The organism is Clostridium thermopalmarium DSM 5974, from assembly GCF_002995795.1.
Taxonomy (GTDB): domain Bacteria; phylum Bacillota; class Clostridia; order Clostridiales; family Clostridiaceae; genus Clostridium_H; species Clostridium_H thermopalmarium.
In genome coordinates this window covers 1-14,313 of the sequence record NZ_PVXN01000024.1, presented here as the reverse complement: position 1 = coordinate 14,313, position 14,313 = coordinate 1, and the positions used below count along the sequence as shown (strand labels likewise).

Sequence of the window (14,313 nt, the reverse complement as noted above, 5' to 3'; positions counted from 1 at the left end):
TATACCATCTGTTATTTGTTAGAAATATAAACTTTTATATTTATGTAAGGGGGAATTATAATGGCAAAAGTTAACAAACTCGCTTATGGTGAGCAAAATGTGCAGGATTATAATATTAGAACAGCAATTGAGGAAGCTAGTAGATGTTTATTATGTGAGGATCCACCATGCAGCAAAGAATGTCCAGCAAAAACTGACCCAGGAAAGTTTATACGTTCTATTCGCTTTAAGAATATAAAGGGAGCAGCAGAGGTTATTAGATCTAACAATATACTTGGAGCATGTTGTGCCATGATATGTCCACATGAAGACTTATGTGAAAAAGCATGCAGCAGAACCGGAATAGACAAACCAATCAATATTGGAAAATTACAAAAGTTCGCAATGGATCAAGAAAAATTATTTAATTTAAAGGTTTTAAAGGCTCCTAAGAAAAAAAGAGAAGAAAGAATTGCATGTGTAGGTTCTGGACCAGCCTCTTTAGCATGTGCTGCAAGGTTAGCTGAGGAAGGATATCAAGTAACAGTCTTTGAAGAAAAGGAAAGGATAGGCGGAATGCTTACTTATGGAATCACTCCATCACGTCTACCTCAAGAAGTTGTTGAGCAAGATATTAATTGTCTTAGGGAATTAGGTGTAGAATTTAGAACTAATGAACATATTGCACCAGAGGATATTAAGAAATTAAAAAATGAATATAATGCTATATTCATTGGTGTTGGTCTTTCTAAATCTAAGGATATTAATATTGAAGGTCGCGATTTAAATGGAGTAGAAAGTGCATTATCATTTTTAGCAAATGCTCGAAGTTCTAACGGAAAAATTGAAATAGGTGATAACGTTGTTGTTATTGGACTAGGAGATGTGGCATTGGATTGTGCAACAACTGCTAGACAGTTATCTAAGGGTAAAGTTAGCATTGTATATAGAAGAAGTATTGAGGAATCACCTGCACATAGTTCTGAACTTCACTATGCTCAAAGCATGGGAATACCTATATATACAGAGTTTGCTCCAGAGAGGATACTTGGAGAAAATAATAAGGTTGTAGGTTTAGTTTGCAAATCTAGAGACGGATACTCAGAAATGAAGTTAAAGGCAGATCATATAATCTTTGCAATTGGACAAGAAGCTAGTGAAGAATATAAAAACTATGCCATTGAAGAAGGCGTATTTGCAGCTGGAGACTTTATTAACGGCGGAAAGACTGTGGTAGAGGCAGTTGCTGAGGGAAAAGAATCTGCAGAAAAAATTATTTCATATTTAAATAAATAGGAGGGGTCATTATGGCATATAAAAAGGATTTATCTATAGAATTTTTAGGTGTAAAATGTGAAAATCCATTTTTTCTATCTTCTTCACCGGTTTGTAGCAATTACGATATGATAGCTAAGGCTTTCGATGCAGGATGGGCAGGAGTTTTCTATAAAACAGTAGGTATTTATATTCCTGATGAATGCTCTCCTAGATTTGACATAACTAAAAAGGAAGGAACTCCTTGGACAGGATTTAAGAATATGGAACAGATATCTGAAAAGCCATTAGAGGTTAATTTAGAGTATATACGAAGATTAAAGAAAGATTACCCTACTAAAGTTCTAGCTGTTAGCATTATGGGCAGCACTAAAGAAGAGTGGGAAATTTTAGCTAAAAAGGTAACTGAAGCAGGAGCAGATATGATAGAATGTAACTTCTCTTGTCCACAAATGACTAGTTCTTCCATGGGTTCTGATGTAGGAACAAATCCAGCTTTAGTATATGAATACACTAAAGCTGTAGTAGAAAACACTCATCTACCGGTTATTGCTAAAATGACACCAAATATTACTTTAATGCAGGTTCCAGCAAAGGCTGCTATAGAGGCAGGAGCTAAAGGAATATCTGCTATTAACACAGTTAAATCCATTACTAATATTGATTTAGAAAACCTAACTGCAATGCCTGTAGTAAATGGTAAATCTTCTGTATCAGGATATTCTGGTGCGGCAATAAAACCTATAGCTCTTAGATTTATTTCAGATTTAAAACATGATCCAGAACTAAAGGATATTCCAGTTTCAGGAATAGGTGGTATAGAAACTTGGCAGGATTGTTTAGAATTCTTGTTATTAGGTTGTGAAAACATACAAGTTACAACTGCAGTAATGCAATATGGATATAGAATTGTTGAGGATATGATTAGTGGATTATCTTACTATATGGAAGAGAGAGGAGTTGAAAAATTAAAAGATTTAGTAGGTTTAGCATTACCTAATATAGTTGGAGCAGATGAAATTGATCGTTCATTTAGGATTATTCCTAAAATAAATGAAGAACTATGTGTTGGCTGCGGCAGGTGTTATATTTCTTGCTATGATGGAGGACATCAAGCTATTGATTGGAATAAGGAAAATAGAAAACCTACTATAAATGATAAATGTGTTGGCTGTCATTTATGCTTAAATGTTTGCCCTGTATATCAATGCATTACTCCAGGTGAAGTTCGATTCAAGGAAAATAGAGAGCCACATGAAGTAGCTTTAAAAACTATATACTCTTAAATTAAATTAGGACTGTTGATAGGCGTATCTTATCAACAGTCTTTTTTAAAATTACTAGATACTATAGAACAGAGTTATATACTATATATCTTGAAATTATATTAGGATTTTAGCGTGGGAAAGCTTGACTGAAATTATATAAATAAAAACATAATAAAGTTGTTGACATTCCAGTAACTGGATAAGATAACATTTTATATGAAATATAGCAAGAAGAGTATTAGAAAATAAGATGAAGCATCAAAGTGTGGTCATTAAATATAGTATTAAAAAATGTCTCTACTCCATATTAAAGAAAGGATGAGAAAGCATATGGATTTTTCATTAACCAGAGAACAGGAAATGATTAAAGACTTAGCTCAACAGTTTGCCGAGAATGAATTAGAACCAGCTGCAGCACGTATTGATCTTGAACATGTTTTTCCAGAAGAAAATTTCAAAAAGATGGCATCACTGGGGTTTACGGGAATAGGCATTCCTAGTCAGTACGGAGGTTCTGGTGGTGGTGCATTAGAAAAAGTTATAGCTGTTTCAGAGTTTGCAAAGAAGTGTATGACTTCTGCAGCAATTTTATCAATCCATCTAATTGCACCTCAATGTATCTACAGGCATGGAAATGAAGAGCAGAAGCAGAAATATCTTCCTATGATTACAAAGGGGGGATCCTTAGGAGCATTTGCACTCACCGAGCCAAATGCTGGTTCTGATGCAGGTTCCGTAAAGACAACAGCTATTTTTGATCCGGAAACAAATGAGTATATATTAAATGGAACAAAGTGCTTTATTTCTGGAGGCAGCCGTGCAGATGTACTTATAGTATTTGCACTTACACAGCCTAACAAGGGATTAAAGGGAATGTCTGCAATCATAGTTGAAAAAGGAACACCAGGATTTAGTGTTGGTAAGATTGAGGAAAAAATGGGACTTGCAGGTTCGGAAACGGCTGAACTTATATTTGAAGATTGCCGTGTTCCAGCTTCTAATCTTATTGGAAAAGAAGGGGAAGGTTTTAAAATTGCAATGCAAGCACTTGATAGAGCGCGTATAGGAATAGGGGCTCAAGCTGTAGGAGTTGCAGAAGGTGCTTTAGAACTTTCTATTAAATATTCAAAAGAACGTGTGCAATTTGGCAAGCCAATTGCAAATTTGCAGGGCATACAATGGTATATTGCTGATATGGCAACAAAGACAATGGCTGCAAAAACCCTTGTACAGTATGCTGCATATCTTGAGGATTCTGGGAAACCTTTTACAACAGAGGCAGCTATGTGTAAGCTTAATGCTTCTGAAAATGCACGTTTTGTTACAAATTTAGCACTCCAAATTCATGGAGGATATGGCTATATGAAGGATTATCCATTGGAACGTATGTATCGTGATGCTAAAATTACAGAAATTTATGAGGGTACTTCTGAAATTCATAAAGTAGTTATCTCTAGAGCAGTTATGAATAAATAGAAAAGGGGTGTAGGGAATAATGAGAATTTATGTTTGTGTTAAACAGGTTCCGGATACTTCAGGTAAAGTTGCAATAAATCCAGATGGAACTCTAAATCGTGCTTCTATGGCTACTATAACCAATCCAGACGATATGGGCGCCATGGAGCAGGCACTTAGACTTAAAGATATAACCGGATGCAGGGTAACAGCGATAACAATGGGTCCTCCTCAAGCAGAGAAAATGCTTCGTGAGCTTCTTGCCATGGGTGCAGATGATGCTGTTCTGATTTCTTCGCGAGAATTCAGTGGCTCTGATACATTTGCAACATCTCAGATTATTGCAGCAGCAATTTCACATCTTGGAATTAGTAAAGAGGACATCATTTTCTGTGGACGTCAGGCAATTGATGGGGATACAGCGCAGGTTGGACCTCAAATTGCAGAAAAGCTTAATATTCCTCAAGTTACTTATGTATCTGAAATTAGTAAGAAAGATAATGAACTAGTAGTAAAGCGTATGCTTGAAGATGGATATATGATAATTCAGGTTCAAACTCCTTGTCTAATCACATGTATAAAAGAAAAAAATTCTCCAACTCGTTATATGACTATAGATGGTATTATGAATTGCTATAAGAAACCACTTACAATCCTTGATTTCCAAGCACTTAAGGATGAACCATTAATTGAGGTGGATACAATTGGGCTTAAAGGTTCACCTACTAATATATTCAAGTCTTTTACACCACCTCAGAAGGGTGTAGGCATGATGTTTGAAGGGGCTAGCAGAGAAGCAATAGCAGATTTAGTAGCGAGATTACAGGAGAAACATGTTATTTAATTTGAAAGGAGACATGAGAATATGAGTTTTAATAGTTCTGATATAAGTGCGTTCAAGGATATTTGGGTATTTTGTGAACAGCGTAATGGAAAATTAATGAATACTGATTTTGAATTAATCTCCGAGGGTCGTAAGCTGGCTGATGAGCGCGGATCAAAGCTTGTGGGTGTACTTCTTGGATACAATGTAAAAGACATTGCTAGAGAACTTGGAGGATACGGTGCAGACAAGGTAATAGTATGTGATGATCCTGTATTAGAGGTTTATACAACAGATGCGTATACAAAGGTACTTTGCGACATTGTAATGGAGAAGAAACCTGAAGTTATATTAATGGGAGCATCTAGCATTGGTCGAGATCTGGCTCCACGCTGTGCAGCACGTTTACATACAGGACTTACAGCAGACTGCACACATCTTGATATTGACATGAAAAAGTATGTTGATTTCCTTTCAAAATCTTCTACTCTTGATCTATCAAAGACAACTTTCAAAATGGATGATGTGAACTTAAAAATGACACGTCCCGCATTTGGAGGGCATCTTATGGCAACAATTATCTGTCCACGTTTCAGACCATGTATGTCAACTGTACGTCCAGGTGTCATGAAGAAATCAGAATTTAATCAAGCAAAGGCTGATGCATGTGAAATAGAACTACATCCTGTTTCTATTTGTGAAAGTGATATAAATACAAAAGTTCTTAAGGTTGTTAAAGAAAAAAGACAGTTGATTGATTTAATTGGTGCAGATGTTATCGTTTCCGTAGGCCGTGGTATTAGTAAGAATGTTGAGGCTGGAATCCAGCTTGCGCATAAGCTTGCAGATGCTTTTGGTGGTGGAGTTATAGGTGGAAGCCGTGCTGTTATTGACTCAGGCTGGCTTACAGCAGATCATCAGGTTGGTCAGACAGGTAAGACTGTACATCCAAAGATTTACATTGCCCTTGGTATTTCCGGTGCAATTCAACATAAGGCAGGTATGCAGGATTCTGAATTAATAATCGCAGTAAATAAGGACGCAACAGCTCCAATCTTTGATTGTGCAGACTATGGTATTGTTGGAGACTTATTTAAGGTTGTTCCAATGATGATTGATGAAATTACAAAGGTAAAGAGCAATAAAATATAAATGATGTTGGCATGGTTTAGCTAAATATTTAATTAGTGGAGGTATGTATGAGTAAAAGTTTAAATAAGAATGGAGATCTGAAATTAGCAGTACTACTTTCAATGGGTGGAGCACTTTTTTCAATGCACTTCGGGGCATCTAGTATGGTGTGGCCAGTAAACTGGGGGAAAGAAAGCGGTACATCTGTTTGGGCTGCCTTTGCTGGAGCATTTATAACAGCTTTACTGCTTACATTGCTTGGATATGTTGCATTATCAAGAGGAAATGGCACTTATAGAGAAATTACTAATCGTGTACTTGGAAATAAACTAGGTTTAGCATATTCAATAGCAAGTATTATTGTGCTGGGACCTTTGTATGCTATACCACGTATGAGTGCAGCATCTTGGGACTCTATAGTACAGGCTTTTGGTTTAAATCGTGAAGCAAAGTTACCGCTGATTATATTTACTATATTATTCTATATTATAACTTATTGGTTCTTAATGAATCCTGGAAAGACAATGGATCGTATTTCAAGCATTCTTTTCCCATTTCTTATTATAACTGTAATTATTATTGTAGGAAAAGGTATAATTTCACCAATTGGGGAGCCGGTTGCAAAGACCTATAAAGGTTCAGCATTTGCCTATGGTTTCACAAACGGTTATGCAACAGCTGAAATTCTTTGCGCATTAATATTTGGAGTTGTTATCTTAAATTCTCTTAAGGATAAAGGTGTTTCACAGGAACGTATGAGTAAAAATGTTGTAAGGGTTGGTATTGTAGGTATAGCAATGTTAAGTTGTACACATCTTGCTCATATGTTAATAGGTGCTTCTACAGGAGGTACAATTGATTTAGAATATACAGCTCTCTATACAGCAATTGCTACTAAACTTATTGGAAAATTAGGGGGTAAATTATTTTCAATCGCACTATTCTTTGCAGCGCTTACAACAGCAATTGGCATGACTTCTGGATGTGCTGAATTCTTTGTAGAAGTAACAGATAAAAAGATTGATTACAAGAAGGCATCTATTGCAATTTTAATTTTTAGCACACTTTTCGGATGTATGGGGCTTTCTTCAATACTTACAATTCTAGGACCAATTCTTGATGGTATTTACCCAGCAGCTATCGTACTTGTTTTATATTATTCATTAATGCCAAACAACCAAAGTGAAAGACATTTAAATCTATGCCGCTATGCAATGATAACATCCTTAATATTTGGAGTTTATGATAGCATTTATACTTATGGAATTAAGTTAAATATAAATTTAGGTTACTTAAGCACATTATATGAGAGCCTTCCGCTATCATCTGACAAGCTAGCGTGGGTACCATGGACAGCAGTAGCTGCAATTATGGGTTATTTAGTATTCCAAAAAAACAAAGTAGTATCTGATAAAAATATAAAAGTCTAGTAGTTTAAAACTTAGTTAAATCAATGCGTGCGCAATTGCGCAGGCATGTAAATAATAAAAAATATTAGGAGGATGTCATAATGAGAAGAGTATCTTTTTTAAGCTATAACATGACAACAGCAGATGCTGGCAATCCAGATGGACTAGTACCAATTGGGCGTCAATTTGATTTTATCGGAGACGCTGAAACAGAACAAATGATTTTAAATGATGGTGATGAGTCACTTTGCCTTGGATATCATGATGTTAAATGCTACAAAGATATTTATGTAGGAGATATGGTTGATTTTAAAGCAACTCTTATACATGCTGGAAACACATCTCGTGACTGTAAAATTGAAGTTTATAAAGTTGCAACACCTGCTTTTCGTGAAGGGAAAACCGATTGTAAACCAGGAGATATGATTTGGTTCGATGAACCTGTACTTTGTACAGAAGGATATGTTCGCTTAGTAGTTAAAAAGCACTTACAGCGTGGAGCACAACCAGATGGAACAGTAAAAGATCCATGGCGTGCACTAGAGGATTTTCCAGAATAAATCTAAGATAAAAATCTAAATCCAAAATATAAAATAAAGGAGAGTTGTGTTATGAATGAACAACAAACAGTAACATTTCGTTATAGAATGTCAGACCGTGATGTATTTTATGGCGGCGGAGTTGTAAACGGTGCAAGAAATATTACACTTATGAATGATGTAGCAAACAGACTTATGGCGAAAGAATTTGGAAACACAGGTCATTGTGTTGAGGTAAAGAAAGTTCGTCTTTATCTTCCTTCATATGCAGGCGACTATATGGAGTATATTGGAAGAATTAAGAAGATAGAAGGGAAACGTGCATTAATTGAAGTTCGTGCTTTTAAGATTATTGAAGTTCCTGAAAATCCACCATACCCAAGTTCTATTGATGTATTACCTGATCCACCGCTATCAGCAGTAGTTCAGTTTGTCTATGAGGCATATTAATATAGGTCAAATATAGGGGGAGTTTATAGATGAGAAAAGCACTTGAAGGTTTAAAAGTAATTGACCTCACTACCGCATTAAATGGACCATTCTGTACAATGATTTTAGCTGACTATGGTGCAGAGGTTATAAAGATTGAGCCAGTTGATGGTGAACAATCTCGTACATGGGGACCGATTGATGAAAAGAGTGGTGAAAGTGGTTTCTATTGCTTTGTAAACCGTAATAAAAAGGGAGTAACTCTTAACCTTAAAACTGAAAAAGGGTTACAGATGTTCTATGATCTTGTAAAAGATGCTGATATTTTAGTTGAGAACTATAAGGGTGGAGTTACAAAGAGGCTTGGTATTGATTATGAGTCTGTAAAGAAGGTAAATCCAACTATTATTTATGCTTCAGGTTCAGGATTTGGACAATATGGACCAATTACACATCGTCCTTGTTATGATATCGTAGCACAGGCCATGGGTGGTATGGTTTATCTTACAGGTTTTAAACACACAGATCCAGTAAAGGTTGGACCTTCTATTGCAGATCATGTTGCAGGAATTTATTTATCAGTAGGAATACTATTAGCCCTTTACAATCGTGAAAAGACAGGTAAAGGACAACATGTTGACGTATCAATGATAGATACAATTTTCAGTTTACTCGAAAATGCAATTGTAAACTATACAATAGGTGGTTTTATTCCAGAACGTCAAGGAAATATAGATCCATCTATATGTCCATTTGATATTTATAAGTGTAAGGATGGTTTTGTAGCTCTTGGAGTTGGTAATGACAGGTTATTTAAAAAATTCTGTGCTACTATAGGTCATGAAGAACTTCTTGAAGATCCTCGTTATAAAACAAATGTTTCTCGTTGTGAAAACTATGTACCAGATTTACAAAATATAATTCGTGACTGGTGCAAGAATTATACGAAGAAAGAAATAGAAGATATAATGGATAAAGCAGGAATCCCATGCGGTCCAGTATTAAACGTTAAAGAGGCAATAGAGCATCCACATATTCAGGCGAGAGAAATGATGGTGCATGTTAATCACCCAACAGCAGGAGAACAATATTACCAAGGCTGTGTTATAAAGCTTTCAGAAACTCCAGGTAGTGTAGAAGCTCCATCTCCATTATTAGGACAACATAATGCAGAAGTTTTCGGACTTACAGAAGAAGAAATTAAAAATCTAAAATCAGAAGGTGTTATATAATTAAGAATGAAATGGGAACTCATAAGAAGAGTTCCCTAAGCTTTTGATTTATAGAAATTGTTTACAATTCAAGCTTTTGTTACAGGAATTATTACTTTTGTAATATGCTCGTCTACATTGTTTACATCAAGAGGTGATATAATAAATTCTTCAGATATATTACCTGCAATCTTGTAACCATTTTTGTTAATCCACTGTATCATTTTTATATGAGTATTTACAATATTTGAGTAATTTCCAATGTGGGTAGTAGTGACGGCGGTAAATCCTCCAAACTTTCTGCAATTCTCGTATTTTGTAGGAGATTCTATGCACATTCCAAATTCAACTAGAGAATCTTTATATAAAAACTGCTCAAGAGGTTTTGAATGATATGTAACAATAATTGAACCTTTGCTTTTTAGCTGTAGATCATTGCATAAATTAATTATTTCAACCCATCTTTCTAAGGATACCTCTTCATTAGAATAATTTTTCATTAATTTTTTAGTAAAAACTAAATCTACCTCAGGAATTTCTTCAATGTGTATATCAGTGTTGAAACTATTATCTTTGTCGCAATAAGAAATCATATCTGATCCTTTCTTAAGTCTTTCTAGAAAAACGCATGTATCATAATACTTTTTTTCCAAGTCATTTATTTGCTTGGACATTTCCATGAGTTTACGTTCTATATTTTTTTTAAGAGTTTCTGCTTTGTTATCATTCAGTATTTCGCGTATTTCTTCTATTGAAAATCCCAGCATTCGTAATCTACGAATTATACATATTGTTACCATCTGATTTTTACTATAATATCTGTAATTATTTCCTTCATCTCTAAGTTCAGGAACGACTAGTCCTATGGAGTCATAATAACGCAATGTTTTTTTAGGAACATTACAAATTTTTTCTACTTCACCTATTAAATATTTATCTCCTCTTCTCATTCATTACCTCCAAATATTTACTTATGAGTTAATTTTATGTTACTATTAATGCGAAAGAAGTTCAATAGATTAATATTCTAAAAATTTTTACATATATCATCATTGTTAAACACTTATTAAAATATATGATATTATATTCTGATATTAAAAAGAACATGATTATGATAAAATAAAAAAATCATCAATTAATGCTAATTGATGATTTTTAATATGTCTATTTGAGTCCCTTTATTTTTCCTCTTAATGCCTTTAGACGATCATTTACATAATTCATAAGTTTATCATTATCATTTTTAATGTCAGTTGAAGCACTAGATACTATACTCATAATATCCAGCTTGTTTCCTTTTACTTGTTTAGCAATCTCAGTAGCTAAGCATCTATCCTTTACCTTCCAATAAGTATCATTAAACCTAGCCGCTTGAGTTTTGGTATAATATCCTTTCTCTACACCAAACTGAAACAAATCTGCCGCAGCTTCTAATTCTTCAGAATCCTCAGCTTCTAAGGTTTCGTTTATAAGTTCTTCAAATTTTTTCATTGCAGCACCTCTTTCAAATGAGATAATAATATTTTAAACTTATGCTGTATTTCATATACTGGAGCATATTGGTTTAAAAATTATGAAATAATAAAATAATAAATATAAATATTAATGTATTTATATATTTATTTTGCACTCCTGACTAGTATATTATATATGAAAATATGTATTTGACAATAGAAGAATTTAAGAAAATTGCGATGGAATTTTCTTATATGTAACATCAAGCATGGGATTTGCATTTAGGCAAGCTTCTAATTGCTTATTCAACGCTTTCTACAATGCAAATTCCATAGGTGATGTTCAAATATCTAATCAATTCACCGGAAATTTTATAGGAACTAGAGGAAAATAAAGAAGGTGTTTCCACTGCGCATCCACTTAGAACTATTTTACGCTGTAAAATAATTCTATTGCCATGATTTTGATATATTAAAAAATATGAGTTATAATTTTTATTTGGATGGTGATATAATAATGGATAGAGAAAAGCTTTTAGTTATGGATCCTTATATGCTATTAAGTGTAGTTAACATGAAATTAAGAAATGAATTTAATAGCCTTCAGGATTTTTGTAATAACTATGAAATAGATATTGAAAAAATAAAAAGCAAACTGAAATCAGTAGGTTACGAATACACTGAATCCATTAACCAATTTACGGCGGTGTAGATTGGTTATGAGAATACAAATAGGAACCTCATGATTATTTAAGAGGTCCTATTTTTATATATTTTGCAAATTATTAAATTAAATCATAAGGAGACAATAATGAGTATGCATAAGATAGGTGTAATTTCAGATACCCATGGGTTGTTAAGAGATGAAGTTGTATCAGCATTCAATAATGTAGATATGATAATTCATGCAGGAGACATTGGGAGTAGTGATATTATCGAAAAATTAAATATTAAAGCTCCTGTTGTTGCTGTGAGAGGCAATAATGATAAAGGAGAACTTGCCAAAAGATATCCTAAAACTGAAATAGTGGAGATTGGAGGAAAGTTCATATACATATTACATGATATAAACGAGTTAGATTTAGATCCTAAAGGATCTGGTTTTAATGTGGTTATTAGTGGACATTCCCATAAGCCTTCGTTGGAAGAAAAAGATGGAATATTGTATTTAAACCCAGGAAGTGCAGGACCAATAAGATTTAGATTACCAGTCAGTATTGCTTATCTTGAAATATATGAGAATTCAGTTGAAGCAAAAGTAGTTGAACTAGCTGTTAAGTAAGGAGGAGTAATATGATTATTGCTTTAGTAATAGGATTATTTGTTGCTGCTATAGGAGCCTTAGTTTCTATGGCAATTGATAATTGGCAGTTTTCATTTGCAATATCTGGAGTTGCAGCTGTAATCAGCGTTGTAATGTCTAGTATGTTTAAGAATATAGGGCTAATCTCAAGAAAAAGAGCTGAAGCAAGAGGAGAAAAGGGAAATAAGGCATTGGAGGAAGGAGAGAATTGGGCAAGAGCAGTATCCTTATTTGGCCTTCCTAACATTATAATTGCTATAATACTATATTTTAAACTTTATAGATAAAAAACAATATATAACATCACACATGAGATTTGCATTTATGAAAGTTTCGCTATGCAAAGAAGATTTCATAAATGCAAATCTAATACATGATGCTCAAATATTTCATCAATTCACGTGAAAAGTTATGGATGTTTTGTCGTGGGCAAAGCTACAATTGTTTTATTCATTCAAAAATCTATAAAGTGCTGGATACACATTTAGCACTTGCATTAAGTTTAAATATTCTTCCATGGCCTTAGGGTCTTCATCTTTTGTCTTTATGGCTCTAATCATAAGGTTTTTAGGAGTTTCAAGAGGAGATATATATTCAACTACAGAAACATCATATCCCTTTGCTTCAAGCATAGCAGCTCTCATGCCATCAGTCAGAATATCAGCCATTCTAGCCTTTAATATTCCATGTTTTATTATAGGTTTAAAAGGTTCATAGGAATATTGATTTAAAAGTTCTCTATGGCAGCAAGGAACTGCAATTATAACGTCGGAATTTACTCTTATTCCTAAAGCAAGAGCCATATCAGTTGCAGTGTCGCAAGCATGTAGAGATAGCACCACATTTATTTGTCTCTTTGGAACATAGTCCTTTATATCCATAGCATGAAATTCCATATTTCTATAGCCAAGATTTTCAGCCATTTTTTTTGAAGATTTTATTACAGATTCAGAGTAATCTATTCCTATAAAGTGACACTTTAACTTTTTGACTTCTGTTAAGTAGTAATTTAAGACAAAGGAAAGGTATGATTTGCCACATCCACAATCTAATATAGTTAAAGTCCCTTTATTTGAAAGCTTATCAAATATATTGTCTAAAAGTTCAACATAATGGTCTATTTGATTATATTTCCTTATCTTATCATTCTTAATTTTTCCATCTTTGGTCATAATGTTGATTTCTTTGAGAAGAGGGTCTGCTTTTCCCACTTTAATAAAATAATCTCTATTTAAAAGAGTAGAGGTTTTAACATCTACATTATGGTCATTACATCCTACATCACATAATCCTCTAGACTTATTATCTGATTTATCAGAAGGTGATTCAGAGATTTCTATATTTTTCATTGAAACATTTTTATTATCCGCAGTAATCAATATATTAGTACCTCTTTCACTATATACAAGTTCAAGAGATTCATAACTTTCTGCATCTTTTGCTATATCCTTAAGTATATCTTTTATGTTTTTTATTACAGTTACTCCATTGAAATTATATTTTATGTTTCCATTTTCATAGAACCCTTTTCCTTTAAAAGTTTTTAGACCAGCTTTAAAAGTAGTTGTAATTTCTTTAAAAATAGAACTGTTTTCAGAATATCTATTCTCTAATCCCATGAAAAAAAGCTTTAGTTTAGCTATACTTTGTTTGTTCATATGTAATTTTAATCCTCCAATTTCCTAAGTTTTGTAATAGATATAGTATAACAAAGAAAATTAAGAGTTGACAATTTATTATTTTGTCTTATTAGTTTTTGCAGAAGAGATAGTAAAATTCAATGGAAATTTTTATAAAACTTATGAATAAGTTTTTATAATTAAAAAAGAATGTTGTAACATAAGTAATGTAAAAGAATATTATTATAATAAATAATTTAACATGATGGAATTTTAATGTGATAAATTTTTTCTAAATTGCAATATTAAATGCAACACTTATTGAGAAAACCACGCATAATCTTTTAGTTGCAATTGTTAAGGGAAGGGTGGAGATTTTCGTAGAAAATACTACCCGACCTTGACAATGTAATTAATG

General features: G+C 33.4%; 15 protein-coding genes. 12 read left to right on the top strand and 3 right to left on the bottom strand.

Features of this window, described 5'->3' with window-relative positions; all coding sequences use genetic code 11:
- Nucleotides 1–60: 60 nt before the first annotated feature.
- The 9 genes from CPAL_RS05715 (at nucleotide 61) to CPAL_RS05675 (ending at nucleotide 9,540) form a co-directional block, all read left to right on the top strand.
- On the top strand, nucleotides 61–1,275 hold the full coding sequence (locus tag CPAL_RS05715) for an FAD-dependent oxidoreductase (protein WP_061858139.1): 1,215 nt from the start codon (nucleotides 61–63) through the stop codon (nucleotides 1,273–1,275).
- Between the two features lie 11 nt (nucleotides 1,276–1,286).
- A complete protein-coding gene (gene preA, locus CPAL_RS05710; RefSeq protein ID WP_061858138.1) occupies nucleotides 1,287–2,540 on the top strand; it encodes an NAD-dependent dihydropyrimidine dehydrogenase subunit PreA in 1,254 nt (417 codons plus the stop codon).
- Between the two features lie 312 nt (nucleotides 2,541–2,852).
- A complete protein-coding gene (gene acrC, locus CPAL_RS05705) occupies nucleotides 2,853–3,998 on the top strand; it encodes an acryloyl-CoA reductase (protein ID WP_061858137.1) in 1,146 nt (381 codons plus the stop codon).
- Between the two features lie 19 nt (nucleotides 3,999–4,017).
- Nucleotides 4,018–4,821 (top strand): acryloyl-CoA reductase electron transfer subunit gamma, encoded by an 804-nt coding sequence (acrB, locus tag CPAL_RS05700; RefSeq protein WP_061858136.1) that lies wholly within the window; start codon nucleotides 4,018–4,020, stop codon nucleotides 4,819–4,821.
- Nucleotides 4,822–4,842: 21 nt separating this feature from the next.
- Nucleotides 4,843–5,952, top strand: coding sequence for an acryloyl-CoA reductase electron transfer subunit beta (acrA, locus tag CPAL_RS05695; RefSeq protein WP_061858135.1), 1,110 nt, complete (start codon nucleotides 4,843–4,845; stop codon nucleotides 5,950–5,952).
- A 47-nt stretch (nucleotides 5,953–5,999) separates the two neighbouring features.
- A complete protein-coding gene (gene brnQ / locus CPAL_RS05690) occupies nucleotides 6,000–7,361 on the top strand; it encodes a branched-chain amino acid transport system II carrier protein (protein WP_106024249.1) in 1,362 nt (453 codons plus the stop codon).
- An 80-nt stretch (nucleotides 7,362–7,441) separates the two neighbouring features.
- Nucleotides 7,442–7,900: a hypothetical protein gene (locus CPAL_RS05685; protein ID WP_061858133.1), complete on the top strand. Its 459-nt coding sequence runs from the start codon at nucleotides 7,442–7,444 to the stop codon at nucleotides 7,898–7,900.
- Between the two features lie 51 nt (nucleotides 7,901–7,951).
- The gene (locus CPAL_RS05680; protein ID WP_061858132.1) at nucleotides 7,952–8,329 is read left to right on the top strand and encodes a hotdog fold domain-containing protein; all 378 of its coding nucleotides are present in this window, start codon (nucleotides 7,952–7,954) and stop codon (nucleotides 8,327–8,329) included.
- A gap of 29 nt (nucleotides 8,330–8,358) precedes the next feature.
- A complete protein-coding gene (locus CPAL_RS05675) occupies nucleotides 8,359–9,540 on the top strand; it encodes a CaiB/BaiF CoA transferase family protein (RefSeq protein WP_061858131.1) in 1,182 nt (393 codons plus the stop codon).
- Between the two features lie 68 nt (nucleotides 9,541–9,608).
- On the opposite strand, the gene CPAL_RS05670 is transcribed toward CPAL_RS05675, so the two are convergent.
- Both CPAL_RS05670 and CPAL_RS05665 read right to left on the bottom strand, forming a co-directional pair.
- Entirely contained in the window at nucleotides 9,609–10,469 is an 861-nt protein-coding gene (locus CPAL_RS05670) for a MerR family transcriptional regulator (protein WP_061858130.1), read from the bottom strand.
- Nucleotides 10,470–10,683: 214 nt separating this feature from the next.
- Nucleotides 10,684–11,010, bottom strand: coding sequence for a hypothetical protein (locus CPAL_RS05665; protein WP_061858129.1), 327 nt, complete (start codon nucleotides 11,008–11,010; stop codon nucleotides 10,684–10,686).
- A gap of 480 nt (nucleotides 11,011–11,490) precedes the next feature.
- Here CPAL_RS05665 and CPAL_RS05660 point away from each other — a divergent pair, with 480 nt between their 5' ends.
- From CPAL_RS05660 to CPAL_RS05650, 3 genes are all read left to right on the top strand, one after another.
- On the top strand, nucleotides 11,491–11,685 hold the full coding sequence (locus tag CPAL_RS05660; protein WP_061858128.1) for a DUF4250 domain-containing protein: 195 nt from the start codon (nucleotides 11,491–11,493) through the stop codon (nucleotides 11,683–11,685).
- A gap of 99 nt (nucleotides 11,686–11,784) precedes the next feature.
- Nucleotides 11,785–12,255 carry a metallophosphoesterase family protein gene (locus CPAL_RS05655; RefSeq protein WP_061858127.1) on the top strand — a complete coding sequence of 157 codons (471 nt, stop codon included), beginning with the start codon at nucleotides 11,785–11,787 and terminating at the stop codon, nucleotides 12,253–12,255.
- A gap of 11 nt (nucleotides 12,256–12,266) precedes the next feature.
- The gene (locus CPAL_RS05650) at nucleotides 12,267–12,563 is read left to right on the top strand and encodes a hypothetical protein (RefSeq protein ID WP_061858126.1); all 297 of its coding nucleotides are present in this window, start codon (nucleotides 12,267–12,269) and stop codon (nucleotides 12,561–12,563) included.
- Nucleotides 12,564–12,722: 159 nt separating this feature from the next.
- On the opposite strand, the gene CPAL_RS05645 is transcribed toward CPAL_RS05650, so the two are convergent.
- Complete coding sequence (locus CPAL_RS05645) at nucleotides 12,723–13,934, bottom strand: class I SAM-dependent methyltransferase (protein ID WP_061858125.1); 1,212 nt, start codon at nucleotides 13,932–13,934, stop codon at nucleotides 12,723–12,725.
- Nucleotides 13,935–14,313: the final 379 nt, after the last annotated feature.